General features: G+C 68.8%; 21 protein-coding genes, 1 tRNA gene and 1 pseudogene. 10 read left to right on the plus strand and 13 right to left on the minus strand.

What is annotated here, in order from left to right:
* Nucleotides 1–129 precede the first annotated feature (129 nt).
* Complete coding sequence (locus FPZ47_RS03025; RefSeq protein WP_144945871.1) at nt 130–999, minus strand: oxidoreductase; 870 nt, start codon at nt 997–999, stop codon at nt 130–132.
* A 373-nt stretch (nt 1,000–1,372) separates the two neighbouring features.
* Here FPZ47_RS03025 and FPZ47_RS03035 point away from each other — a divergent pair.
* Nucleotides 1,373–1,483: pseudogene (locus FPZ47_RS03035) on the plus strand (LuxR C-terminal-related transcriptional regulator); the annotation flags it as partial.
* A 71-nt stretch (nt 1,484–1,554) separates the two neighbouring features.
* On the opposite strand, the gene FPZ47_RS03040 reads toward FPZ47_RS03035, so the two are convergent.
* The 5 genes from FPZ47_RS03040 to FPZ47_RS03060 form a co-directional block, all read right to left on the minus strand.
* Nucleotides 1,555–2,205 carry an LpqN/LpqT family lipoprotein gene (locus FPZ47_RS03040; protein WP_144945868.1) on the minus strand — a complete coding sequence of 217 codons (651 nt, stop codon included), beginning with the start codon at nt 2,203–2,205 and terminating at the stop codon, nt 1,555–1,557.
* Nucleotides 2,202–2,558 (minus strand): arsenate reductase (glutaredoxin), encoded by a 357-nt coding sequence (arsC, locus tag FPZ47_RS03045; protein WP_144945865.1) that lies wholly within the window; start codon nt 2,556–2,558, stop codon nt 2,202–2,204. The genes FPZ47_RS03040 and arsC overlap by 4 nt, the downstream gene beginning before the upstream one ends.
* Nucleotides 2,559–3,539, minus strand: a complete 981-nt coding sequence (locus FPZ47_RS03050) for a ribose-phosphate diphosphokinase (protein WP_144945862.1) — start codon at nt 3,537–3,539, stop codon at nt 2,559–2,561. It abuts the gene before it with no gap.
* A 163-nt stretch (nt 3,540–3,702) separates the two neighbouring features.
* Complete coding sequence (glmU, locus tag FPZ47_RS03055; protein WP_144945859.1) at nt 3,703–5,193, minus strand: bifunctional UDP-N-acetylglucosamine diphosphorylase/glucosamine-1-phosphate N-acetyltransferase GlmU; 1,491 nt, start codon at nt 5,191–5,193, stop codon at nt 3,703–3,705.
* 131 nt (nt 5,194–5,324) lie between these two features.
* Nucleotides 5,325–5,396, minus strand: a tRNA-Gln gene (locus FPZ47_RS03060).
* Nucleotides 5,397–5,580: 184 nt separating this feature from the next.
* On the opposite strand from FPZ47_RS03060, the gene FPZ47_RS03065 reads away from it, so the two are divergent.
* The 9 genes from FPZ47_RS03065 (at nt 5,581) to FPZ47_RS03105 (ending at nt 17,334) form a co-directional block, all read left to right on the plus strand.
* Nucleotides 5,581–6,174: a TetR/AcrR family transcriptional regulator gene (locus FPZ47_RS03065; RefSeq protein WP_144946014.1), complete on the plus strand. Its 594-nt coding sequence runs from the start codon at nt 5,581–5,583 to the stop codon at nt 6,172–6,174.
* A 39-nt stretch (nt 6,175–6,213) separates the two neighbouring features.
* Complete coding sequence (locus FPZ47_RS03070; RefSeq protein WP_168209343.1) at nt 6,214–8,133, plus strand: sulfotransferase; 1,920 nt, start codon at nt 6,214–6,216, stop codon at nt 8,131–8,133.
* A gap of 62 nt (nt 8,134–8,195) precedes the next feature.
* Entirely contained in the window at nt 8,196–11,888 is a 3,693-nt protein-coding gene (gene mfd / locus FPZ47_RS03075) for a transcription-repair coupling factor (RefSeq protein ID WP_144945852.1), read from the plus strand.
* The gene (locus tag FPZ47_RS03080; protein ID WP_144945849.1) at nt 11,885–12,847 is read left to right on the plus strand and encodes a nucleoside triphosphate pyrophosphohydrolase; all 963 of its coding nucleotides are present in this window, start codon (nt 11,885–11,887) and stop codon (nt 12,845–12,847) included. Before mfd ends, FPZ47_RS03080 begins: the two co-directional genes overlap by 4 nt.
* A gap of 297 nt (nt 12,848–13,144) precedes the next feature.
* Nucleotides 13,145–13,873, plus strand: a complete 729-nt coding sequence (locus FPZ47_RS03085) for a lytic transglycosylase domain-containing protein (protein ID WP_144945846.1) — start codon at nt 13,145–13,147, stop codon at nt 13,871–13,873.
* Nucleotides 13,874–13,933: 60 nt separating this feature from the next.
* Complete coding sequence (gene eno / locus FPZ47_RS03090) at nt 13,934–15,223, plus strand: phosphopyruvate hydratase (protein ID WP_144945843.1); 1,290 nt, start codon at nt 13,934–13,936, stop codon at nt 15,221–15,223.
* A gap of 35 nt (nt 15,224–15,258) precedes the next feature.
* Nucleotides 15,259–15,915: an FtsB family cell division protein gene (locus tag FPZ47_RS03095; RefSeq protein WP_144945840.1), complete on the plus strand. Its 657-nt coding sequence runs from the start codon at nt 15,259–15,261 to the stop codon at nt 15,913–15,915.
* Nucleotides 15,908–16,396: a DUF501 domain-containing protein gene (locus tag FPZ47_RS03100; RefSeq protein ID WP_144945837.1), complete on the plus strand. Its 489-nt coding sequence runs from the start codon at nt 15,908–15,910 to the stop codon at nt 16,394–16,396. Before FPZ47_RS03095 ends, FPZ47_RS03100 begins: the two co-directional genes overlap by 8 nt.
* Nucleotides 16,390–17,334 (plus strand): Ppx/GppA phosphatase family protein, encoded by a 945-nt coding sequence (locus FPZ47_RS03105; protein ID WP_144945834.1) that lies wholly within the window; start codon nt 16,390–16,392, stop codon nt 17,332–17,334. Before FPZ47_RS03100 ends, FPZ47_RS03105 begins: the two co-directional genes overlap by 7 nt.
* A 2-nt stretch (nt 17,335–17,336) precedes the next feature.
* Here the strand turns inward: FPZ47_RS03105 and FPZ47_RS03110 are convergent, their stop codons facing one another.
* From FPZ47_RS03110 to FPZ47_RS30145, 7 genes are read right to left on the minus strand one after another with little or no spacing between them, the layout of a single operon-like run.
* Entirely contained in the window at nt 17,337–18,017 is a 681-nt protein-coding gene (locus FPZ47_RS03110) for a response regulator (RefSeq protein WP_144945831.1), read from the minus strand.
* Nucleotides 18,014–20,575, minus strand: a complete 2,562-nt coding sequence (locus FPZ47_RS03115) for a sensor histidine kinase (RefSeq protein WP_246133201.1) — start codon at nt 20,573–20,575, stop codon at nt 18,014–18,016. The genes FPZ47_RS03110 and FPZ47_RS03115 overlap by 4 nt, the downstream gene beginning before the upstream one ends.
* On the minus strand, nt 20,568–21,476 hold the full coding sequence (locus FPZ47_RS03120) for a potassium-transporting ATPase subunit C (protein WP_144945828.1): 909 nt from the start codon (nt 21,474–21,476) through the stop codon (nt 20,568–20,570). Before FPZ47_RS03120 ends, FPZ47_RS03115 begins: the two co-directional genes overlap by 8 nt.
* Before the next feature lies 1 nt (nt 21,477).
* The gene (kdpB, locus tag FPZ47_RS03125; RefSeq protein ID WP_144945825.1) at nt 21,478–23,592 is read right to left on the minus strand and encodes a potassium-transporting ATPase subunit KdpB; all 2,115 of its coding nucleotides are present in this window, start codon (nt 23,590–23,592) and stop codon (nt 21,478–21,480) included.
* Nucleotides 23,592–25,262, minus strand: a complete 1,671-nt coding sequence (gene kdpA / locus FPZ47_RS03130; RefSeq protein WP_144945822.1) for a potassium-transporting ATPase subunit KdpA — start codon at nt 25,260–25,262, stop codon at nt 23,592–23,594. The genes kdpB and kdpA overlap by 1 nt, the downstream gene beginning before the upstream one ends.
* On the minus strand, nt 25,262–25,351 hold the full coding sequence (gene kdpF / locus FPZ47_RS03135) for a K(+)-transporting ATPase subunit F (protein WP_144945819.1): 90 nt from the start codon (nt 25,349–25,351) through the stop codon (nt 25,262–25,264). Before kdpF ends, kdpA begins: the two co-directional genes overlap by 1 nt.
* Nucleotides 25,348–25,476, minus strand: coding sequence for a hypothetical protein (locus tag FPZ47_RS30145; protein ID WP_281291717.1), 129 nt, complete (start codon nt 25,474–25,476; stop codon nt 25,348–25,350). The genes kdpF and FPZ47_RS30145 overlap by 4 nt, the downstream gene beginning before the upstream one ends.
* Nucleotides 25,477–25,515: the final 39 nt, after the last annotated feature.

Raw genomic sequence — 25,515 nt, forward strand, 5'->3', positions numbered from 1 at the left:
CTGTGTGCTCGTTACCCGGTTGGGGGGCACGGCCAGGGTCGCGACTGATGAGTCGGTCTCCGTCGATAACGGGGCTGGTCGGCCAGCCACCCTCGCCGTGACGCCCGGCCAGGGTAGCGCATCTGCGACTCAGAGCGGAAATTTGACGCCGGTGAGCTGCTCGGACAGGTCCCACAGCGCGGCGGCTGTGGCCGCGTCGCGCGCCCTGCGGCTGCGCCCGACCGGTTGCGTGCGGCCGAGGTAGCCGAACCGGGGGCCGACGAACGTGTCGCCCGGCAGATCCTGAGACGCCGCGTATAGGGTCTGCCGGGCGCCGAAGTCGGCGTCGGTGGCCACCACCCGCGTGGCGGCCGACATGAGCGCGTCGCCCAGCTTACGTCCGGTGGCCCCCTGCAGGTTGGTGTGCGAGTAGCCGGGGTGGGCCGCCAGGGCGCGCAGCGGCGACCCCGCCGAGCCGAGGCGTCGCTGCAATTCGCTGGTGAACAGCAGGTTGGCCAGCTTCGACTGGCTGTAGGCCAGCCATGCCGAATACCGCCGGTTCTCCCAGCTGAGGTCGTCGAGGTCGATGCGGCCCGGCCAGTGCGCCATCGAGGAGACGGTGACCACGCGGTCGGTGAGCTTGGGCAGCAGCAGGTTGGTCAGCGCGAAATGGCCGAGGTGGTTGGTGCCGATCTGGCTCTCGAAGCCGTCGACGGTCAGTGCATAGGGTGCGGCCATGATCCCGGCGTTGTTGATCAGGACGTCGACTTTGTCGACCCCGTCGGCGAACCGGCGAACCGACGACAGATCCTGCAGGTCGAGCGGGCGCACCTCGAGCCGGCCGACTATCGGGCGTGCGGCGGCCTCGCCCTTGGCGGTGTTGCGCACGGCCATGACGACCTCGGCGCCGGTGCGGGCCAGCTCGCGGGCCGTGACCGCACCCAGCCCGCTGTTGGCGCCGGTGACGATCACGGTGCGGCCGGTGAACGACGGCAGGTCTGCGGCGGTCCAGTTGGTCATGCCCTCAGTGTCTACTAGTGCGCGGGTCGAACTCCAGGGGCACGCGAGTCGGCCGAGGCAGCACTGGAAGCCGGGGCCGCGCTGGCGGCGGGCGACGCCGCCGCGGCCAAGCAGGCCTGCGACTCGGCGTGGCGGCACACGTATCCGTTGAAGGAGTTGCTCACCAGATGCGTGGTGCCGAATGGCCGACGCGGCCCTGGGCTGTGGCGATCCGGTGGCCGCTCGACGCTGGGCGGACGACACCGTCGCTGTCGCACCCGGTTGTCACCAGATGCTGGCGCTGACCGCGCGCCCGCGTCGCCCTCGCCCAGGGCGAGCCGCAGCAGGCCGACACCGACCTGCACGATGCCGTCGCGCTCGCCGAGCCAACCGGCGGATGTTCATCTCGCCGCGCACCGTGCAGACCCATCTCACCCATGTCTACGCCAAACTCGGAGTGACCTGGCGTGTCCAGCTGGTCCAGGAAGCCGGCCGCCACAGCTGAGGCCGCGAGAGTGCAACCACCGGCGGCGATACTCGAGGAACGCGCAGCCAGTTGCAGTTTCGCGGTGAAGATCACTTCGCCGCGACGACGAACCCGTGGATGATCGCCTCGACGCCGGACGACTCCGCGACCGCCCGGTCGGCCAGGCTGGTGATCGTCAGCTGCACCAGGTAGCGCTGATCGGCGGGCGGGGAGCCGGTGGCGATGACGATGCGGTTCAAGCTGTGCAACCGCATGCCGTCGAGGTCGTAGCTGCCCTGGATCATCGACGACGGAAAGCCGTTGTAGGGCGCCCCCGAGGCGTCGAGCTGCTTGAAGTTCTCAAAAAGCTGCGCGTCGTCGTTGCCGTGCTTGATCACCTGCGCCGCGTCGAAATCGCCGCGCAGCCGAAACACCACCAGCCGCGCGGTCGGGAACTTACCGCCCTTGGACAGCATCACCGTCTCCGGCGTGATGTTCGGGCTGGTGAACGACGACCAGCCCGGCGGCGTGGGGATCGTCACCGTCAGGTCCGGCAGGGATCCGGGTGCCACCTGCTCTCCGGTGACGCCGATGCTCTGCAGATACCGCGACAGTGGGACGGGTTTTGCGGTCGTCGTGGTCACACTGGTGGTCGGGGTCGTCGACAGGATCGAGCGGAAATCGGGGGGCTTCGGTGCGCAGGCCGCCGCGGCCGGCGCCAAGGCGACCACCGCCAGAAGCCGGATCGCCCGTGCTCTCACAGAATCTCGCGGACCGCGTCGGCCGGCCGGGCCAGCCGCGTGCCCTTCGGAGTGACGACGAACGGTCGCTCGATCAGGATGGGGTGTTCGGCCATGGCGTCGAGCAGCTGGTCGTCGGTCGCGTCGGCGAGGCCGAGTTCGGCATACAGCGATTCGCGCCTGCGTACCGCGGTGCGCACGTCGATGCCCGCGTCGCGGATCATCGTCGCCAACTCGTCGCGCGACGGCGGGTTCTTCAGGTACTCGACTATCGTCGGCTCGACACCGTGGTCCGCCAGCAAATCCACCGTCTTGCGGGACGTGCCGCACCGCGGGTTGTGGTAGACGACGGTCTTGTTCGCCCCGACACCCATCTAGGCGTCCCCGTCGAAAAGCCCCGTGACCGAGCCATTCTCGAAGACGGCGCGGATGGTGCTGGCCAGCAGCGGCGCGATCGACAGCACGGTCAGCTGCGGGAAACGCTTGCTCTCATCGATCGGGAGCGTGTTCGTGACGATCACCTCCCGGGCGCCGCACCCGGCCAGCCGTGCGGCGGCCGGGTCCGAGAGCACGCCGTGGGTCGCCGCGATGATCACGTCGGTGGCGCCGTCGTCGTGCAGCAGCTTCACCGCGCCGGCGACCGTGCCGCCGGTGTCGATCATGTCGTCGATCAGCACGCAGGTGCGCCCGTCCACCTCGCCGACCACGCGGTTGGACACCACCTGGTTGGGCACCCGCGGGTCGCGGGTCTTGTGGATGAACGCGAGCGGAGCCCCGCCCAGCGCGTCGGCCCACTTTTCGGCGATGCGCACCCGGCCCGAGTCGGGGGAGACCACCACCATGTCGCCGCCGGGATAGTTGTCCTTGATGTAGGCGGTCAGCAGGTGCTGGCCGCGCATGTGGTCGACGGGTCCGTCGAAGAAGCCCTGAATCTGGTCGGTGTGCAGGTCGACGGTCACGATCCGGTCGGCGCCAGCGGTCTTGAGCAGGTCGGCGACCAGCCGCGCCGAGATCGGCTCGCGGCCGCGGTGCTTCTTGTCCTGCCGGGCGTACGGGTAGAACGGCATGACCGCGGTGATCCGCTTGGCGCTGCCCCGCTTGAGCGCGTCGATCATGATCAGCTGTTCCATCAGCCAGGTGTTCACCGGCATCGGGCACGACTGCAGGACGAACGCATCGCAGCCGCGCACCGACTCGTTGAATCGCACGAAGATCTCGCCGTTGGCGAACTCCCGCGCGACCTGAGCGGTGACGTGGACGTCGAGTTCTTTGGCTACCTGCTCGGCCAGCTCGGGATGCGCACGGCCGGAAAAGAGCATCAGGTTCTTGCGGTTATCGGTCCAGTCGTGGCTCACGGTGCTGCCCCCGCCGTTCGGGATCGAATTGGAAGAAGCCCCATCGTACGTAGCGACGGGTAGCGACGTGCGGACGGGTTGCCAGGAAACGAACTCACCGTGTCTATTCGGGCTGGGTCTATTCGGGCTGGGTCTATTCGGGCTGGGTCTATTCGGGCTGGGTCTATTCAGGCCGGGCGGCCCGACTGTCCGGCTTGGCCGCCGCCTCCGAGGCCTGCGTGGCGGCCCGCGCGGCCGCGCTGCCCGGCCGCTTGCGGCGTACCCAGCCTTCGATGTTGCGCTGCGGTCCCGCCGAGACCGCCAGCGCCCCGGGCGGGACGTCTTCGCGCACCACCGTGCCGGCGCCGGTGTAGGCCCCGTCGCCGACGGTCACCGGGGCCACGAACATGGTGTCCGAACCGGTGCGCACGTGCGAGCCGATCGTGGTGCGCCGTTTGGACTCGCCGTCGTAGTTGACGAACACGCTGGACGCGCCGATGTTGCTGTGCTCGCCGATGTCGGCGTCGCCGACGTAGGTCAGGTGCGGGACCTTGGTGCCGGCGCCGATGGTGGCGTTCTTGGTTTCGACGAACGCGCCGAGCTTGCCGTCCGCGCCCAGCACGGTGCCGGGCCGCAGGTAGGTGAAGGGCCCGACCGATGCGCCGTCACCGATCGAGGACTTCGTGCCGTGGGTGCGCACCACCGACGCGCCGTCACCGACGCTCACGTCGGTCAGCGTGGTGTCCGGGCCGACCACGCAGCGACCGCCCACCCGGGTGCCGCCGAGCAACTGGGTTCCGGGCTGGATGACGGTGTCGCGGCCGATCGTCACGTCGACGTCGATCCACGTGGTGGCGGGATCGACGATGGTCACGCCGGCCAGCTGGTGGCTGGCGACGATCCGGCGGTTGAGCTCGGCGCCCAGTTCGGCGAGCTGGACGCGGTTGTTCACCCCGGCCACCAGCGCGCTGTCGTCGACGTGCCGGGCATGCACGGCCCGACCGTCGCGGCGCAGGATGGCGATGGCGTCGGTGAGGTAGAGCTCCTGCTGGGCGTTGTCGGAGCTCAGCCGGCTCAGCGCCCAGCGCAACGCCCCGATGTCGAAGGCGTAGACGCCCGCGTTGACCTCGTGGATCTCCCGCTGCGAGGGGGTCGCGTCGGCGTGTTCCACGATCGCCGTCACCTCGTTGTCCTGGGTGCGCAGGATCCGCCCGTAGCCGCTGGGATCGCCCAGTGTGGTGGTCAGCACCGTGACCGCGGCCCCGTGCTCGCGCCCGGCCGCGCCGTGCGCGGCGACCAGGTCGGCCAGGGTGTCGGCGTCCAGCAGCGGCGTGTCGCCGGGAGTGACGACGACGATGCCGGCGTAGTCGTCGGGCAGCGCGGCCAGGCCGCACAGCGTCGCATGCCCGGTGCCCAGCGGCCGGTCCTGCAGCGCCACGTCGATCGGGCGCCCGACGCTGTCGGCCAGCGCGGCCACCTGGGGTTCGATGCGCTGGTGGTCGGGGCCCAGCACCACGACCAGATGCCGCGGCGCCAGCTTGGCGATCGCGTGCAGCGAATGCGACAGCATGCTGCGCCCGGCGATCGTGTGCAGCACCTTCGGGGTGTCCGACCGCATGCGGCTGCCGGCTCCGGCCGCCAGGACCAGGACCGCGGTCTCACCACGCAACGACATCGACCCTCCTACAACCCTCGGCGCACGAGCGGGGTACTCGCCGCCCGCGGGGGAGCGTGTCCGTACCCCGACACGCCGTCAAGCGTGGCATTTCCTGCACGCTCGAAGCAAAGAGCGGGGCCTATTCGGGGCTCCGTCGCCAGGACTCGAACCTGAACTATCTGAACCAAAATCAGAGGTGCTGCCGATTACACCACGACGGACCGCATACCGCGGCCACCACTCGGAGCCGCGCCACCCAAACTCTAGACAATGCGGGGTCCGGTTGTGGACTCGATTCCAACGCGTCCGTCGCGCGGCCGGCAAACCGATACGCTGATCGCTGTGGCTGTGCTGGGCGCCGAGCCGGACAAACCGGACAAGGAGGTCCGGTCGCCGCGCGCGCGGATGACCGGCAGCGATCGCCGCCACCAGCTCATCGGCATCGCGCGCTCGCTGTTCGCCGAACGCGGCTACGACGGCACCTCGATCGAGGAGATCGCCCAGCGGGCCAACGTGTCCAAACCGGTGGTGTACGAGCATTTCGGCGGCAAGGAGGGCCTGTACGCCGTCGTCGTCGACCGCGAGATGTCGGCGCTGCTGGACGGCATCACCTCGTCGCTGACCAACAACCGGTCCCGGGTGCGGGTCGAGCGTGTGGCGCTGGCGTTGCTCACCTACGTCGAAGAGCGCACCGACGGCTTCCGGATCATGATCCGCGACTCACCCGCCTCGATCAGTTCGGGCACCTACTCCAGCCTGCTCAACGACGCCGTCAGCCAGGTCAGCTCCATCCTGGCCGGCGACTTCGCGCGGCGTGGCCTGGACCCCGAGCTGGCCCCGCTGTACGCCCAGGCGCTGGTGGGTTCGGTGTCGATGACGGCCCAGTGGTGGCTCGACACCCGCGAGCCCAAGAAGGAAGTGGTCGCCGCGCACCTGGTGAACCTGATGTGGAACGGCCTGACCCACCTGGAAGCCGATCCCAGGCTGCAGGACGAGTAGCCAGAAGCAGACGGACCAGAAGCAAAGGGAGTAATGCAATTGAGCGCGGTCGGCGGCCCCAGAAAGACAGTCTGTTTGAACATGATTGTCAAAAATGAAGAACAGGTTATTGGAGACTGCTTATCTTCGGTGAAACCTCTCATTGATTACTGGGTGATCGTGGACACGGGATCTTCGGACGACACGAAACAAATCATCCGGGAAACCATGGCCGAAATCCCGGGCGAACTTTATGAAAGACCGTGGGTGAACTTCGCGCACAACCGCAATGAAGCTCTTGAGTTCGCCAACGGCAAGGGCGACTATCTGCTGCTGATCGATGCCGATGAGGTGTTGCGATACTCCGAGGGTTTTGCGTTTCCTGATTTGGAAAAAGATCGCTATTTCATCCATGTGCGACAGATGGGTTCAGCGCAGATAAAATACAACGGCCTGATCAACAATAATCTCCGTTGGGAATGGCAGGGAGTCGTCCATGAGTTCATCACCTGTGCGGATGCGAAGACGTCTGAGGTGCTGAGTGGGATTGTCAATGTCCGCAACTCGCATGCGGGCGATTCTTCCGGTCGTTCCGAGGCCTCGGAGCGGGTCAAATACCTGCGTGAAGCAGAAATCCTCGAAAAAGCCCTCGAGGACGACCCCGATAACAGTCGATATAGGTATTACCTGGGGATAGGCTATTCGGCAGCCGGAGAGTTAGAGCTCGCCAAAAAGAATCTCGAAAAAAGAGTCGCCATGGCCAGTGCAGACCCGGAGGAAACCTACCTCGCCCGGTACAGTCTCGGTGTCGTCCAATCGCAATTGAACGAACTGGACGCGGCCCGGCAGACACTTTATCGGGCTCACGCACTTCGTCCAGCGCGTGCCGAGCCGCTTTTGCAACTCGCCAGGCTGTATCGGCGCGAGAACAATTATTTGGCGGGGTATCTGCTGGCCAAGCACGCCCTGTCGCTTCCGTACCCGAAAGAAGACCTTTGCGTCGAATACGTGGTCTACGACCATACCTTGCTCATCGAGTTTGCGAACTGCGCGTTGCTGCTGGGAAAGTTCGACGAGGGATTCGACGCGTGCCACAAACTGCTGGCCAACCCCAATCTCCCGGCCGAATACAGGGCTCAGGTCCAGTCCAACTGTGAGCTCGCCCGCAAAAACCTGGCGTCGAACGGTCCGATCTTCATCGGCGGCATTCAGCGGTCGGGCACCACACTCATGCGGGTCATGCTCGATGCTCACCCGCGGATCTGCTGCGGTCCTGAGTTGATGGTGCTGCCCGTTGTCGCCGAGCACTACAAGTTTCTGGCCGGCAAAAACCGCGAGGTGATGGAAAGCTACGGCAACACGCCGGCCGATGTGCAGCGAAGCTGCCGCGTCTTCGTCGAAGACCTGGTGGCCAACTTTCGTCGCGCCCAAGGCAAACCACGCTGGGCGGAGAAAACCCCGCAAAACGTGCGGTACATGATCACGCTCGGGGAAATCTTTCCCGACGCCAAATTCATCGCCATGCTGCGCGACGGCCGTGATGTGGCCTGCTCGCTGCTGACGATGGATTGGACTGACTCAGCGACCGGACGCAAGCTGGACTATGTGCAAAGCGTGGCCGCCGCGGCCCGGCATTGGCGTGACACCGTGCTGCGGGCCCGCAACCTGGCGATGCATCCCAGTCTGGCCGGGCGCGTCCTAGAAGTCCGCTACGAGGACCTGGTGACCGAGACCGAGGCGACGATGCGCACGGTGTTGGCGTTCCTCGGCGAGGAGTGGGACGAGGCGGTGCTGGCACATCACACCAAAGAGCGCGATGGCGAACCGGTGGAACCGAGCACGGCGCAGGTGAGCCAACCGGTGAGCCGCAGTTCCCTGGGCCGCTGGCAACACGAGATGAGCGAGCAGGACAAGGCCGCGTTCAAACACGAAGCCGGCGCGTTGCTCACCGAACTCGGTTACGCCGGGGTCGACTGGTAACCCCCACCGCAGCGTAGGCAGGGCCGCAATACGGATCGACCGGCTCTTAGAATGGCGTCATCATGACCGCACCGGGGCCTGCTCGCCCAGAAACCCCGATCGCGGGGCTTGTCGAATTGGCGCTCGCCGCGCCGACTTTCCGGCAGCTCATCGACAGCGCGGCCGCCCGTCCGGCCGAACTGCGGATGGCCGGCCCGGCCGGCGCACGGGTGTTCGTCGCCGCCGCGCTGGCGCGGCGGGGTCCGCTGCTGGTGGTCACCGCGACCGGCCGGGAAGCCGACGACCTCGCGGCCGAGCTGCGCGGCGCGCTCGGCGACGCGGTGGCGGCCTTCCCGTCCTGGGAAACCATGCCGCACGAGCGGCTTTCGCCGGGCGTCGACACCGTCGGCGCCCGGTTGACCGTGCTGCGCCGGCTGGCACACCCCGACGACGTCCGGTTGGGCCCGCCGCTGCAGGTGGTGATCACCGCGGTCCGCTCCCTGCTGCAGCCGATGGCCCCGCAGCTCGGGCTGATCGAACCCGTCATCATGACGGTCGGTCAGGACATCGCGTTCGAAGACGTGGTCTCCCGGCTGGTCGAGCTGGCCTACAGCCGGGTCGACATGGTGGGTCGGCGCGGCGAATTCGCGGTGCGCGGCGGGATTCTCGACGTCTTCCCCCCCACCGCCGAGCACCCGGTGCGCGTCGAGTTCTGGGGCGACGAGGTCAGCGAGATGCGGATGTTCTCGGTCGCCGATCAGCGGTCGATCCCGGAGCTGGAGGTCGAGACGGTCGTCGCGGTCCCCTGCCGTGAACTGCTGCTGACCGACGACGTTCGGCGGCGCGCCGCCGACCTGGTGGCGCGACACCCCGCCGCCGAGGCCGCCGTCACCACCGGCGGCGTCGGCGACATGCTGGCCAAGCTCGCCGAGGGCATCCCGGTCGACGGCATGGAGGCCCTGCTCTCGGTGCTCCGGCCCGACGAGCATGTGCTGTTGACCGACCAGCTGGCCCACGGCACGCCGGTGTTGCTGTGCGACCCCGAAAAGGTGCGCAGCCGCGCGGCCGACCTGATCAAGACCGGCCGGGAATTCCTGGAGGCGTCCTGGTCGGCGGCAGCAATGGGCGTGGCGGACGGCTCCGCCGCGCCCATCGACGTCGAGCAGTTCGGCGGATCGGGCTTCGCCGAACTGGACGACGTGCGGGCCGCGGCGGCGCGCCGCGATCATCCCTGGTGGACGTTGAGCCAGCTGTCCGACGAGTCGGCCGTGGAACTGCAGCTGCGGCCGTCGCCCTCGGCCCGTGGGCATCAGCACGACATCGACGAGATCTTCGCGATGCTGCGGGCTCACGTCGCGGCCGGCGGCTACGCGGTGGTCATCGCGCCCGGGACCGGGACGGCCCACCGCGTGGTGGAGCGGCTGGCCGAGTGCGACACTCCCGCGGCGATGCTGGACTGCGGTGCCGCGCCCAAACCGGGCGTGGTCGGGGTGCTCAAGGGGCCGCTGCACGTGGGCGTGGTGATCTCGGGGGTCGTCGACGGCGCCGATCTCGTCGTGATCACCGAGACGGACCTGACCGGAAGCCGGGCCGCCGCCGTCGAGGGCAAGCGGCTGGCGGCCAAGCGCCGCAACACCGTCGACCCGCTGGCGCTGACGGCCGGTGACCTGGTGGTGCACGATCAGCACGGCATCGGGCGGTTCGTGGAGATGACCGAGCGCACCGTCGGCGGGGCCCGGCGCGAGTACCTGGTGCTGGAGTACGCCTCGAGCAAGAGGGGACAGCAGGCCGACCGGCTGTATGTCCCGATGGATTCGCTGGACCAGCTGTCGCGCTACGTCGGTGGGCAGGCGCCGGCCCTGAGCAAGCTCGGCGGCAGCGACTGGGCCAACACCAAGACCAAGGCGCGCCGCGCGGTGCGCGAGATCGCCGGCGAACTGGTGGCCCTGTACGCCAAGCGGCAGGCCAGCCCCGGGCACGCGTTCGCCCCGGACACCCCGTGGCAGGCCGAGATGGAGGACGCGTTCGGGTTCACCGAGACCGTCGACCAGCTCACCGCCATCACCGAGGTCAAGTCCGACATGGAGAAGCCGATCCCGATGGACCGGGTGATCTGCGGCGATGTCGGCTACGGCAAGACCGAGATCGCGGTGCGGGCCGCGTTCAAGGCGGTCCAGGACGGCAAGCAGGTCGCCGTGCTGGTGCCCACGACGCTGCTGGCCGACCAGCACCTGCAGACGTTCACCGACCGGATGACCGGTTTCCCGGTGACCGTCAAAGGACTGTCGCGGTTCACCGATGCCGCCGAGTCCCGTGCCGTCATCGAGGGCCTGGCCGACGGCTCAGTGGACGTCGTGATCGGCACCCATCGGCTGCTGCAGACCGGGGTGCGCTGGAAGGACCTCGGTCTGGTGGTCGTCGACGAGGAGCAGCGGTTCGGCGTCGAGCACAAGGAACACATCAAGTCGCTGCGCACCCACGTCGACGTGCTGACCATGAGCGCGACCCCGATCCCGCGCACCCTGGAGATGAGCCTGGCCGGAATCCGGGAGATGTCGACGATCCTGACGCCGCCCGAGGAGCGCTACCCGGTGCTGACCTACGTCGGCCCGCAGGACGACAAGCAGGTCGCGGCCGCGTTGCGGCGCGAGCTGATGCGCGACGGGCAGGCCTTCTACGTGCACAACCGGGTCAGCTCGATCGACCGGGTCGCCGCGCGGCTGCGCGAGCTGGTGCCCGAGGCGCGGACCGTCGTCGCGCACGGGCAGATGCCCGAGGAGCGGCTGGAGCGCACGGTGGAGGGGTTCTGGAACCGCGAATACGACATCCTGGTCTGCACCACGATCGTGGAGACCGGGCTGGACATCTCCAACGCCAACACGCTGATCGTCGAGCGCGCCGACACCTTCGGGCTCTCGCAGCTGCACCAGCTGCGCGGCCGGGTGGGCCGCAGCCGGGAGCGGGGCTACGCCTACTTCTTCTACCCGCCGGACACGCCGCTGACCGAGACCGCCTATGACCGGCTGGCCACGATCGCGCAGAACAACGAGCTGGGCGCGGGCATGGCGGTGGCGCTGAAGGACCTCGAGATCCGCGGTGCCGGCAACGTGCTGGGCGCCGAGCAGTCCGGCCACGTCGCCGGCGTCGGGTTCGACCTGTACGTGCGGCTGGTGGGCGAGGCCGTCGAAGCATATCGGGCGGCCTACCGCGCCGCGGCCGACGGCCAGACGGTCGCCGCGGCCGAGGAGCCCAAGGACGTGCGGATCGACCTGCCGGTGGACGCGCATCTGCCGCCGGACTACATCGCCAGCGACCGGCTCCGGCTGGAGGCCTACCGGCGGCTGGCCGCGGCCGCGGACGACGCGGCCGTCGGCGCGGTCGTCGACGAACTCGTCGACCGCTACGGGGCGCTGCCCGAACCCGCCCGGCGGCTGGTGGCGGTGGCGCGTGTCCGGTTGCTGTGCCGCGCCGCCGGGATCACCGAGGTGTCGGCACCGTCGGCGGCGACGGTGCGGCTGTCGCCGGTCACGCTGCAAGACTCCGCCCAGGTGCGCCTGGCGCGCATGTATCCGGCGGCCAACTACCGCGCCACGACCGCCACCGTGCAGGTCCCGATCCCCCGGGCCGGCGGGGTCGGCGCGCCGCGCATCCGCGACGTCGAGCTGCTGCAGATGGTGGCCGATCTGGTCACCGCCCTGCAGGGGAAGCCGCAGGTCGAAATTGGTATAACCAGTGCGACGCCCGCACCGGTGCCCAGTGAGGAGCGGCGCTCATGATCGTCGTCTTGTTCGACCCCCGCCGGCCATCCCTGGTGCCCGTGGAAGCCGTCGAGCACCTCGGCGGGGAGGTGCAGTACACCGAGGAGATGCCGGTCGCGGTGCCGTGGTCGCTGCCCTCGGCGCACCCGGTGGACACCGGCGACGAGGCGCCGGTGTTGCTGTCGTCCGACCCCGGCCACCCGGCCGTCACCGCCCGGCTGGCCGCCGGAGCCCGGCTGATTTCGGCCCCGGAGACCCCGCGCGGCGAACGCCTGGTCGACGCCGTGGCGATGATGGACAAGCTGCGCAGCGCCGGGCCCTGGGAGAGCGAGCAAACCCACGACTCGTTGCGCCGCTACCTGCTGGAGGAGACCTACGAGCTGCTGGACGCGGTCCGCAGCGGCGACGCCGACCAGTTGCGCGAAGAACTCGGCGACGTTCTGCTGCAGGTGCTCTTCCACGCCCGCATCGCCGAGGAGGCGCCGCAGCACGCGTTCACCATCGACGACGTCGCGCTCGCGCTGACGCGAAAGCTCGGCAACCGGGTACCGGGAGTGCTTGCGGGCGAACCGATCTCACTCGAAGAGCAGTTGGCCCAGTGGGAGGAGCGCAAGGCTGCCGAGAAGCCGCGCAGTTCGGTGATGGACGACGTCCACACCGGGCAGCCGGCCTTGGCGCTGGCGCAAAAAGTTATTCAGCGTGCGCAGAAAGCCGGGCTGCCCGCCGACCTGATCCCCGCCGAGATCACCTCGGTGGACGTGTCGGCCGACATCGACGCGGAAAGCGCGCTGCGCACAGCGGTTCTGGGTTTCGTGGACACCGTCCGCAGCGTCGAGCGGGCGATCGCCGCCACCCGCCGCGGGGACGCCGTTCCGGAACAGCTCGACGTGACCCCGCTGGGCGCGGTGACCGAGCAGGAGTGGCGGGAGCACTGGCCGCCCGCCGTGTCGGCGGTCGCCGAAGCCGCCGAGGTGTAGCCGCACGGTGGTGGCATGGCGCCGGTTTTTCGCGCCGGCCGCATATGTCGGTCAGCGACCTCGGCCGCGTTCGCCATCTCCTCGCCGATCGCGCGCTATTGTGGCACGTGAGGCGATAATTCGAATGGGTGTCGATGTCTTTACTTTGCTAGCCGATCTCGCCGACAGCTAATCGACAATTCGCCGTAATTGGTGTCGTGGAGAGGCGTCGCAGTCCCGAAGTTGCCGAGTTGACCCCAAACACATGGGACGATGATCACGAGGGAAGTTGATCCAGGGGAGTTGCAGGGGAGCTTGGTGTCGCCGAGGCGTTGGGTGCGTGCGGCCGCCGTGATCGGTGCGACCGCCATGCTTCTCGCCTCGAGCTGCACATGGCAGCTCAGCCTGTTCATCCCCGAGGGTGTGCCGCCACCGGCGGGGGCTCCGGTGCCGCCCGTCGACACCCACGGCGGCGGCCGGCCCGCCGACCAGTTGCGCGACTGGGCCGAGCAGCGCTCGGGGACGCTGGAGATCCCCGTCATCGCGCTGGAGGCCTATGCCTATGCCGCCCGGGTCGCCGAGGTCGAGAACCCGAAATGCCATATCTCGTGGACCACGCTCGCGGGAATCGGGCAGGTCGAGAGCCACCACGGGACCTATCGGGGCGCGAGGCTGTCCGCGAACGGGGATGTGAGCCCGCCCATTCGGGGTGTTCGCCTGGACGGCAGCGGCGGCAACCTGCGCATCGTGGACGCTCAGGAGGACGTCACCGACACCGACGGCGTGGCGCGCGCGATGGGGCCGATGCAGTTCATCCCGGAGACGTGGCGGTTGTACGGGGTCGACGCCCACAACGACGGGGTCGTCAGCCCCGACAACATCGACGACGCGGCCCTGGCCGCGGCGGGTTACCTGTGCTGGCGCGGCAAGGATCTGGCGACGCCGCGCGGGTGGATCACCGCCCTGCGCGCCTACAACAACTCGGGCGTGTACGCGCGGGCGGTCCGGGACTGGGCGACCGCTTACGCGGCGGGCCACCCGCTGTAGCAGGATGTATCGCTGAAACGCGAAGCGATGCAGCACCGGCTACCACGCAAGGAGAACCCAGTGCCAATTATCGAGCAGGTCGGGGCCCGCGAGATTCTCGACTCCCGTGGTAACCCCACTGTCGAGGTCGAGATAGCTCTCAGCGACGGGACGTTCGCCCGCGCGGCGGTGCCGTCGGGCGCGTCGACCGGCGAACACGAGGCGGTCGAGCTGCGCGACGGCGGTGAGCGGTACGGCGGCAAGGGTGTGCGCAAGGCGGTCGAAGCCGTGCTCGACGAGATCGGCCCGGCGGTGATCGGCCTGGGCGCCGACGACCAGCGGTTGGTGGATCAGGCACTGGTCGACCTCGACGGCACCCCCGACAAGTCGCGGCTGGGCGCCAACGCGATCCTGGGTGTCTCGCTGGCCGTCGCCAAGGCGGCCGCGGATTCCGCAGACCTCCCGCTGTTCCGCTACCTCGGCGGCCCCAACGCGCACATCCTGCCCGTGCCGATGATGAACATCCTCAACGGCGGCGCGCACGCCGACACCGGTGTCGACATCCAGGAGTTCATGGTGGCGCCGATCGGGGCGTCCAGCTTCGGCGAGGCGCTGCGCTGGGGCGCCGAGGTGTACCACGCGCTGAAGTCGGTGCTGAAGAAGCAGGGACTGTCCACCGGCCTGGGCGACGAGGGCGGTTTCGCCCCGGACGTGGCCGGCACGACCGCGGCGCTGGACCTGATCAGCCGGGCGGTCGAGTCGGTGGGTCTGAAACTGGGTGCCGACGTGGCCCTGGCGCTGGACGCGGCGGCCAACGAGTTTTACGCCGCCGGCGCCGGCTACAACTTCGAGGGCAGCGCGCGCACCGCCGAGCAGATGACGCAGTTCTACGCCGGCCTGATCGACTCCTACCCGCTGGTGTCGCTGGAAGACCCCCTGTTCGAAGGGGACTGGGATGGTTGGGCGGCCCTGACGGCGGCGATCGGCGACCGGGTGCAGATCGTCGGCGACGACATCTTCGTCACCAACCCCGAGCGGCTCGAGGAGGGCATCGAGAAGGGCGTGGCGAACGCGTTGCTGGTCAAGGTGAACCAGATCGGCACGCTCACCGAGACACTCGACGCCGTCGCGCTCGCGCACCACAGCGGGTACCGCACGATGATCAGCCACCGCAGCGGCGAGACCGAGGACACCACGATCGCCGACCTGGCGGTGGCCGTCGGCAGCGGACAGATCAAGACGGGTGCGCCCGCCCGCAGCGAACGCGTCGCCAAGTACAACCAGCTGCTGCGGATCGAGGAGGCTCTCGGCGACGCCGCCCGCTACGCCGGCGACCTGGCATTTCCGCGGTTCGCGCTGGAGACGAAGTAGTTTGACGGCCAACCCGAGACGCGGCTGACGCTGCGATGCCCGAAGCCAAGCGGCCAGATCCCAAGCGCCGATCCCCGGCGTCGCGCCCGGGCAAGCCCGGCGCCGCGGTTCGGCGTCGCCGCGCCGCCAAGGCTTCCCGGCCGGCGCAGACCGCCACCCACGTGGCCCGCGACTCGGCCCGGACATTGGCCGAGCACGTCGTCGAACCGATCAAGCGGCAGCTCGCCGAGTCCGTCGAGCAGCGGGCCGACCAGCGGCTGGGTTTCACCGCGCGGCGCGCGGCGGTGCTGGCCGCGGTGATCTGCGTGCTGACGCTGACCATCGCCGGGCCGGTCCGCACCTACTTCGCGCAACGCACCGAGATGGACCAGTTGGCCGCGAGCCAGGCCGCGTTGCGCCGTCAGATCGCCGAACTCGAGCAGCAGAAGGGCAAGCTCGCCGACCCGGTGTACATCGCGGCGCAGGCGCGCGAGCGTCTGGGCTTCGTGATGCCCGGGGACACACCGTTCCAGGTGCAACTTCCGCCCGGCGAGGCGGCCGTGCCGCAGCCCGGCTCCGAAGCGGAAAAGCCGCCCAACAACCAGCCGTGGTACACCGCGCTGTGGCACACCATCGCCGACGACCCGCACCTGCCGCCGGCCAAGGTCCCGGCACCGCCGGCCGCGCCGAACCCCGCCGCGCCCGGTGGTTGACCGTGCCGACCTGGAGGCGGTGGCGCGCCAGCTCGGTCGCGCGCCGCGCGGCGTGCTGGAGATCGCCTACCGCTGCCCCAACGGTGAACCCGGTGTGGTGAAGACCGCGCCCAGACTTGCTGACGGAACACCGTTTCCGACGTTGTACTACCTCACGCACCCGGTGCTCAATGCGGCCGCGAGCAGACTGGAGACCTCGGGAGTGATGCGCGAGATGACCGAGCGGTTGCGACGGGATCCCGAATTGGCGGCCGCGTACCGGCGGGCCCACGAGTCGTACCTGGCCGAGCGGGATGCGATCGATTCGCTGGGCACCAGGGTTTCCGCCGGGGGGATGCCCGACCGGGTCAAGTGCCTGCACGTGCTGATCGCGCACTCGCTGGCCAAGGGCCCCGGCTGCAATCCGCTCGGCGACGAGGTGCTGGCAACCCTGGTCGCCGAGCCGGCGATGGCCGATGTCCTGGAGGCGGAGAAATGGTGAGCAGGCTGGCGGGAATTGACTGCGGCACCAACTCGATTCGGCTGCTGATCGCCGATTTCGACGACGGCAGGCTGCGCGACGTGCATCGCGAGACGCGGATCGTGCGGCTGGGGCAGGGGGTCGATGCCACCGGCCGGTTCGCGCCGGACGCGCTCGCGCGGACACGGGCCGCGCTGGCCGATTACGCCGCTCTGCTGGGAGCGCACGGCGCCGAGCGGGTCCGGATGGTGGCGACCTCGGCCACGCGCGACGCTTCCAACCGCGACACGTTCTTTGCGATGACGGCCGACGTGCTGGGCGCCGTCGTCCCCGGCGCGGTGGCGGAGGTGATCACCGGCGCGGCGGAAGCCGAGTTGTCCTTCCGCGGTGCCGTCGGCGAATTAGACGGTGAAGCAGCGCCTTTCGTGGTTGTCGATCTGGGTGGCGGCTCCACCGAGATCGTGCTCGGCAGCGAGGGGGTGGTGGCGAGCTATTCGGCCGACATCGGCTGTGTCCGGTTGACCGAACGCTGTCTGCACTCCGACCCGCCGACACCGCAGGAGGTCGCGGCGGCGCGCGCGGTGGTGCGCGAACGGCTCGACGCCGCGCTGGGCGTGGTGCCCGTCGAAGCGGCGCGGACCTGGGTGGGGGTCGCCGGCACGATGACCACCCTGTCCGCGCTGGCGCACAACATGACGTCGTATGACGCTGGGGCAATTCACCTTTCGCGGGTACCGGGCAGCGAACTGCTGGGGGTTTGTGAGCGGCTGATCGGCATGACCCGCGCGCGGCGCGCCGCGCTGGGCCCCATGCAGGAGGGCCGTGCCGACGTGATCGGTGGGGGCGCGGTGGTGGTGGAGGAGTTGGTCCGCGAACTGCGCGCCCGGGCCGGCATCGATGAGCTGATCGTCAGCGAGCACGACATCCTGGACGGCATCGTGCTGTCGATCGCGGGCTGACGTCACGCCTCGAAGCGGTAGCCCATGCCCGACTCGGTCAACAAATGCTTCGGGTGCGCCGGGTCGTCTTCGAGCTTGCGGCGCAGCTGGGCCAAGTACACACGCAGGTAATGAGTTTCGGTGGCATAGGCCGGACCCCAGACCTCTTTGAGGAGTTCCTCGCGGCCGACCAGTTTGCCCCGGTTGCGGACCAGCATCTCCAGCATCCCCCATTCGGTCGGGGTGAGATGCACCTCGGCGCCCTTCCTGGTGACCTTCTTGGCGGTGAGATCGACGGTGAACGCGTCGGTCTCGATGACCGGCTCCTCGGTATCGGACGCGGCGGTAGCGCGGCGGACCGCGGCCCGCAGCCGGGCCAGGAATTCGTCCATCCCGAAGGGTTTGGTGACGTAGTCGTCGGCGCCGGCATCCAGCGCCGCGACCTTGTCCGAGGAATCGGTGCGGGCCGACAACACGATCACCGGCGCCGTGAGCCAGCCACGCAGACCGGCCAGCACCTCGATGCCCGAGAGGTCGGGCAGGCCGAGGTCGAGGACCACCACGTCGGGTTTGTGCTCGGCCGCGGCACGCAGTGCGCCCGCGCCGGTCGACGCGGTGATGACCTCGTAGCCCCGCACCGACAGGTTGATCCGCAGCGCACGCAGGATCTGCGGCTCGTCGTCGATCACGAGAACCCGCGTCATGAAAGCTCCTGCGGCGCGGCCAGATCCACCACAACCGTCAGTCCGCCCCCCGGCGTGTCGCCGGCCTGGATGGTGCCGCCCATCGCTTCGACAAAACCGCGCGCCACCGACATGCCCAGCCCCACGCCGCTGGTGTTGTCGTGATCGCCCATCCGCTGGAAGGCGGCGAAGAGTTCGTCTTCGGTTCCGTGCGCGATTCCGGGGCCCTCGTCGACGACGTTGATCAGGACGCGATCACCCACCCGCCCCGCGTTGACCCGGACTACGCAGTTGGGCGCGTACCGCAGCGCGTTGTCGATCAGGTTGGCCAGCACGCGTTCGAGCAGTCCGGCGTCGGCCAGCACGACGGCGTCACCGACGTCGACCTTGACCCGATCGATGGCGGACCGGTAGAAACCGGTGGCGCCCTTTCCGATACTGACCAGCGCGCGTTGCACGGTCTCTTCGAGGTACACCCGGCGCAGCTCCGGGTGCACCACGCCGGCGGCCAGGCGGGAGGAATCGAGCAGGTTTCCGACCAATGCGGTCAGCTGGTCGACGGACTCCTCGATGGTGGCCAGCAGTTCGGCGGTGTCCTCGGGGGAGAAGGCCACGTCCTCGGCGCGCAGGCTGGACACGGCGACCTTGGCGGCGGCCAGCGGTGTGCGCAGGTCGTGGCTGACCGCCGAGAGCAGGGACCGGCGCAGCTCGTCGGTCCGCACGATCGCCTCGGCCCGGCTGGCCTCTTCGGCCAGCTCGCCCTGCCGGATGAGCCCCGCCGCCTGCCTGGCCACCGCGCTCAGCACCCGGCGATCGCGTGCGGAGAGCTTCCTGCCGGCCAATAGCATCCAATACTCCTGGAAATCTCGGTCGCTGACCTCGATCGCGGTGTCGGCGGAATCGACGGTCAGACAGGGGTCTTTGCCGACGCAGGCGACGACGTCGCTCTTCTTGCCGGCGGCGTGGTCGTGCTCTTTTGTCTCTCGCAGCATGGTGACCGCACGCTGCGAGTAGGTTTCCCGCACGCGTTCCAGGAGCGTCTCGAGATCGGCGCCGCGCAGCACCGAGCCCGCGAACAGGGTCAGCAGTTCGGCTTCCTGCGAGGCGCGCCGGGCCTCCCGGGTGCGTTTGGCGGCGCCGTCGACCAGCACCGCGACCGCCACCGCAACGAGCAGGAGCACCACCTCGGTGACTGCGGCGTCGGGCGCGGCGATGGTGAACGTGTGGCGTGGCGCGGTCAGGAAATAGTTCAGCAGCAGGCTGGACAACACGGCCGAGAACACCGCGGGGGCAACGCCCCCCAATAAGGCGACCACCACCACGCCGACGAAGAACAGCGCGCTGGCACCGCTGGTCTGCAGGTATTGATCCAGCATGGACACCGTGACCGCGCAGATGACCGACGGCACCAGAAAGGCGGCCAGCCACGAGGTGACCCGCCGCTCGCGGGGCGTCAGCGACGCCGCGCGGAAGCCGCGTTTGGACTCTTCGTGGGTGACGAGATGCACGTCGATCTTGCCGGACAGCTCGACGATCCGCGGGCCGATGCCCTCCTCGAAAAGACGCGCCCAGCGGGAGCGCCGCGACGTGCCGATCACCAGCTGAGTGGCGTTGCGCTCCCGGGCGAAGTCGAGCAGGGCCGCGGGCACGTCGTCGCCGACCACGGTATGCAGCGACGCGTCCAGGCTGTTGGCCAGCTCGCGGATCTTGGCCATCCGGGACTCGGAGAGCCCGGCCAGCCCGTCGCCGCGGACGACGTGCACCACCATGAGCTCGGCGCTGGATTTCGACGCGATCCGGGACGCCCGCCGCACCAGCGTCTCCGATTCCGGGCCGCCGGTGACGGCCACCACGACGCGCTCTCGCGCCTCCCAGGTGGCGGTGATCTTGTTCTCTGCCCGGTACGTCGCCAGCGCGGTATCCACCTGGTCGGCCAGCCACAGCAGCGCCAATTCCCTTAGCGCGGTGAGGTTTCCCCGTCGGAAGTAGTTGGACAGTGCCGCATCGACCTTTTCGGGGGTGTAGACGTTTCCGTGGGAGAGTCTGCGGCGCAACGCTTCCGGGGTGATGTCGATGAGCTCGACCTGCGAGGCCTGGCGTACCATCGAGTCCGGTACCGTCTCCCGCTGTTCGATGCCCGTGATCTGGGCGACGACGTCGTTGAGGCTTTCCAGATGCTGGACGTTCACGGTAGAGATCACCGTGATCCCGGCGTCGAGCAACTCCTCGACGTCCTGCCAGCGTTTGGCGTTCTTGCTGCCCGGCGTGTTGGTGTGGGCGAGTTCGTCGACCAGGACGACCTGCGGATGGCGGGCCAGCACGGCCGGCACGTCGAGCTCGGGGAAACTGGCGCCGCGATAGTCGACGTAGCGCGGCGGGATGACTTCGATGCCGTCGAGCAGTTCGGCGGTTTTCGCGCGCCCATGGGTCTCCACCACTCCCGCCACCAGGTCGGTTCCGCGCTCCAGCCGGCGATGGGCCTCGCCGAGCATCGCGTAGGTCTTGCCCACACCCGGGGCCGCGCCGAGGTAGATGCGCAGCTCCCCGCGCTTGGGTGGGTGATCGCTCACGTCAACCATGATCCGCCGGCGCTGCGCCGGTGAGCGGATACCAGTGGTCGAGCTGCAGGTTGAGCTGCAGCACGTTGACGGTTGGTTCGCCGAAAAACCCGAGGGTGCGGCCATTCCGGTGCTGCGCCACGAGCTTGCTGATCTGTTCCGGGCTGACGCGGCGCGCCCTGGCCACCCGGGCCACCTGCAGGTCGGCGTAGGCGGGCGAGATGTCCGGATCCAGGCCGCTGCCGCTGGCGGTGACGGCGTCGGCGGGCACGACCGGGTCGGCGGGCGCGGCGCCGCGGATGGGCACGATCTGTCCGATCGAGTAGTCCTCGTGTGAGTGGGGGCCGTCCTTCGCGCACTCGACCCGCACCCTCTCGTAACTGGCCAGAAACGGCGTCGACGTCGATGCACACGGCTCGTTGACGCTGACCACCCGCGTGGGCGCGACGACGTTGCCGCGCGCGTCGCGCGGGCCGATCACCGAAAGCACCGCTCCCACACCGCCACCCGTGCAGAAGGGCCGCGACCCGTCCACCCCCTCCAGGCGCCCCACCGCGATGCTGCGCGTGCACACCTGCGTGAGCAGGCTCGGCTTGCCGGGTGTGTCGACGATGTTCTCCGGGCCGAGGTTGCTCGCGCCCGAGGACAGCGGGTCGTAGCCGTGGCCCGCCGCCGAGGGCCGGCTCTGGAAGTACTGCGGCAGCGGCGTGCCGTCGGAGTCGGTGAACAGCTGACCGATCAGCCTGCTGCCGACCGGCCTGCCGTTGACGGCCAGCATCGACCCCTCGGCCTTGTCGTGCAGTCCGGGGATCTGGGCGAGGAGCCAGACGAACAGCGGGTAGGCCAGGCCGGTGACCACGGTCAGCACCAGCAGCGCGCGCAGGGCCGCCCAGTGGATGCGAAGGAAACTCGAGAACTTCATGTCAGGACATCCCGGGGACGAATTGGACGATCAGGTCGATCAGCTTGATGCCGACGAACGGGGCGATGATGCCGCCGAGCCCGTACACGTAGAGGTTGCGGCTCAACAGTTTCGACGCGCTGCTCGGTGTGTAGCGCACGCCGCGCAGCGACAGGGGGATCAGCGCCACGATGATGAGCGCGTTGAAGATCACCGCGGACAGGATCGCCGACTCCGGGCTGTGCAGGCGCATGATGTTGAGCAGATCGAGCCCGGGGAACAGCGCGACGAACAACGCCGGGATGATCGCGAAGTACTTCGCGACGTCGTTGGCGATCGAGAAGGTGGTCAGCGCGCCGCGGGTGATCAGCAACTGCTTGCCGATCTCGACGATCTCGATGAGTTTGGTGGGGTCGGAGTCCAGGTCGACCATGTTGCCGGCCTCTTTGGCGGCCGAGGTGCCGGTGTTCATCGCCACGCCCACGTCGGCCTGCGCCAGGGCGGGCGCGTCGTTGGTCCCGTCACCGGTCATCGCGACCAGCCTGCCGCCTTGCTGCTCGCGCTTGATCAGCGCGAGCTTGTCCTCCGGCGTGGCCTCGGCGAGGAAGTCGTCGACGCCGGCCTCGTCGGCGATCGCCTTGGCGGTCAACGGATTGTCGCCGGTGATCATCACCGTGCGGATTCCCATGCGGCGCATCTCGTCGAATCGGTCGCGCATGCCCTGCTTGACGACGTCCTTGAGGTGGATCACGCCGAGCACCGCGCCGGTGCCGCCGCGGCTCTCGCCGACGACCAGCGGTGTGCCACCGCTGGCGGAGATGCCGTCGACGATGTCGCCGAGCTGGGCGGTGACAGTGCCGCCGTGCCCGCGGACCCATTCGGCGACCGAGTTGGCGGCGCCCTTGCGGAGCTGATGATCGTCGAGGTCGACTCCCGACATGCGGGTCGCGGCGGAGAACGCCACCCAGTGGGCGTTCGAGAGTTCGCCGGGCGTGCGCGCGCGCAGACCGAAGCGTTCCTTGGCGAACACGACGACCGAACGCCCCTCCGGGGTTTCGTCGGCGAGGCTGGACAACTGCGCGGCGTCGGCGAGCTGGTCGGGGGAGACGTCGTCGACCGGGAGGAAGGCGGCCGCCTGCCGGTTGCCGAGGGTGATGGTGCCGGTCTTGTCGAGCAGCAGCGTGTTCACGTCACCGGCGGCCTCGACGGCGCGCCCGGACATCGCGAGCACGTTGCGCTGGACCAGCCGGTCCATGCCGGCGATGCCGATGGCCGACAGCAGCGCGCCGATCGTCGTCGGGATCAGGCACACCAGCAACGACACCATCACGATGCCGGTCACGCCGCCCGAGCCCAGCGCCTGCGTGTTCGGGACGCCGGGGTTGTTCGCCTTGGAGTAGATCGCCACCGGTTGCAGGGTCGCGACGGCGAAGACGAAGATGATCGTCAGGGCGGCCAGCAGGATGTTCAGCGCGACCTCGTTGGGCGTCTTCTGCCGGTTGGCGCCCTCGACGAGCGCGATCATCCGGTCGATGAAGCTCTGCCCGGGCTTCTGGGTGATCGTGACGACGATCCGGTCGCTGAGCACGGTGGTGCCGCCGGTGACCGCCGACCGGTCACCGCCGGATTCCCGGATCACCGGCGCCGATTCACCGGTGATCGCCGACTCGTCCACCGACGCAATGCCTTCCACCACGTCGCCGTCACCCGGGATCACCTGCCCGGCCTCGACGACGACGATGTCGCCCTGTTGCAGCTCCGGTGCCGGAACTTCTTCCTCAACGCCCGCCGTGCCCGGCTCCCAGTTCCGCAGCCGCCGGGCCATGGTCTGGGTCTTGGCCTTGCGCAGCGTCTCGGCCTGCGCCTTGCCGCGACCTTCGGCCACCGCCTCGGCGAGGTTGGCGAACAGCACGGTCAGCCATAACCAGATCATGATCAGCCAGGCGAACCACGTGGGGTTGACGACCGCCAGCACGGTGCTCCAGATGGCGCCGATTTCCACGACGAACATCACGGGGTTGTGCCACAGCGTGCGCGGGTCGAGTTTGCCCATCGCCTGTGGCACGGACCGCCGCAGCATCTTCGTGTCGAGCCGGCCGCCCCGTACCTGTTTGCGGCCCGAACGCGTGGCTGTCATCAGTGGATTCCTTCAGCGAGGGGCCCGAGTGCCAGCATGGGCAGAAAGGTGAGGGCGACCAGGATCAGCGTGACGCCGGCGACCATCCCGACGAACTGCGGCCGATAAGTGGGCAGCGTGCCGACCGATTCCGGCGTGGTGCCCTGTTTGGCCAGCGAGCCGGCCAGGGCGAGCACCAGCACGATCGGTGCGAACCTGCCGAACACCATGGCCAGGCCCAGTGCGGTGTTGTACCAGTCGGTGTCGGCGCTGAGCCCGGCGAAGGCCGACCCGTTGTTGTTGGCGGCGGAGGTGAACGCGTACAGGACTTCCGACAGGCCGTGCGGGCCGCCGTTGAGCATCGCGGCGCGTTCGCCCGGCAGCGCCATCGCGGTCGCGGTGCCGATCAGCGCGATAAGCGGCGTCACCAGGAAATACGTTGCGGCGAGCTTGATTTCGCGGGGAGTGATCTTCTTTCCGAGGTACTCCGGGGTGCGCCCCACCATCAGCCCGGCGATGAAGACGGTGATCACCGCAAGGATCAGCATGCCGTACAGTCCGGATCCCACGCCGCCGGGGGCGACCTCGCCGAGCTGCATGTTGAACATCGTCATCATGCCCCCGAGGCTGGTGTAGGAGTCGTGGAACGAGTCGACCGCGCCGCACGAGGTCAGCGTGGTCGTCACGGCGAACACGGCGGAGTCGGCGACGCCGAAGCGTTGTTCGACCCCCTCCATCGCCGCGCCGGCCGAACTCGGCACGGTGCCGTGGTGCTGCAGTTGCAGCCACATCGTCACGCTGAAGCTGATCAGCGCCAGCGTCGCCATGACGCCGGCGATCGCGAAGCCCTGCCTGGTGGCGCCGACCAACCGACCGAACGTGCGGGGCAGGGAGAACCCGATCACCGCGATCAGGAAGATTTCCACCCAGTTGGTCCAGGCCGTCGGGTTCTCGAACGGGTGCGCGGAGTTGGCGTTGTAGAAGCCGCCGCCGTTGGTGCCGAGCTCCTTGATGGCCTCCTGGCTGGCGACCGGACCGCCGGTGATTGTCTGGTGGGCGCCGCCCAGGGTGGTGACGACCTGGTCGTTGAGGTGGAAGTTCTGGATCGATCCGCCGACGACCAGGACGATCGCGCCGACGGTCGCGATGGGCAACAGGATGCGCAGGGTGCCGCGGACCAGGTCGACCCAGAAGTTGCCCAGCTCACCGGTGCGCTGGCGGGCGAATCCGCGCACCAGCGCGACCGCGACGGCCATTCCCACCGCGGCCGAGACGAAGTTCTGCACGGCCAGCCCGGCCATCTGCACCAGATAGCCCTGCGTCGATTCGCCCGAGTAGGCCTGCCAGTTGGTGTTGGTGACGAAGCTGACCGCGGTGTTCCACGCCAACGACGGCGTCATCGCGGTGGCCGGGTCGTGCAGATGCAACGGCAACGTGTCCTGCACGAGTTGGAACACGAACAGGAAGAGGATGCCGACCGACGAAAACGCCAGGACGCTTCGGGCGTAGGCGCCCCACGACTGTTCGGCGCGCGGATCGACCCCGATCAGGCGGTACACCACCCGCTCGACAGCGGAGTCCCGCTCCGCGGAGTAGACCCGAAACATGTAGTCGCCGAGGGGCACATGCACCAACACCAGCGCCGCGACGAGAACGGCCAGGAAGACGATCCCGGCGGTGGTGGCGCCCACTAGAACCGCTCCGGGAACAGCAGGGCCCCAAAGAGGAAGAGCACCAGCAGGATCGACAGCACCAGGCCGACGACGTTTTCGTAGCTCACAGCCGTTCGACCAACTTCTGCGTCAGGCCGAGCACGGCGAACACCACCACCGTCAACGCGATGAATCCCAGCACGCCCATCCTGTCTCCGTTCCGCGTCGGTTCGTGCCGCACGTCAAGGCACATGCCAGCTTGAAGGTAGACGGCGCCGCTCCGGAAGGGCCA

The organism is Mycobacterium helveticum, assembly GCF_007714205.1.
GTDB classification, from domain to species: Bacteria; Actinomycetota; Actinomycetes; order Mycobacteriales; family Mycobacteriaceae; genus Mycobacterium; species Mycobacterium helveticum.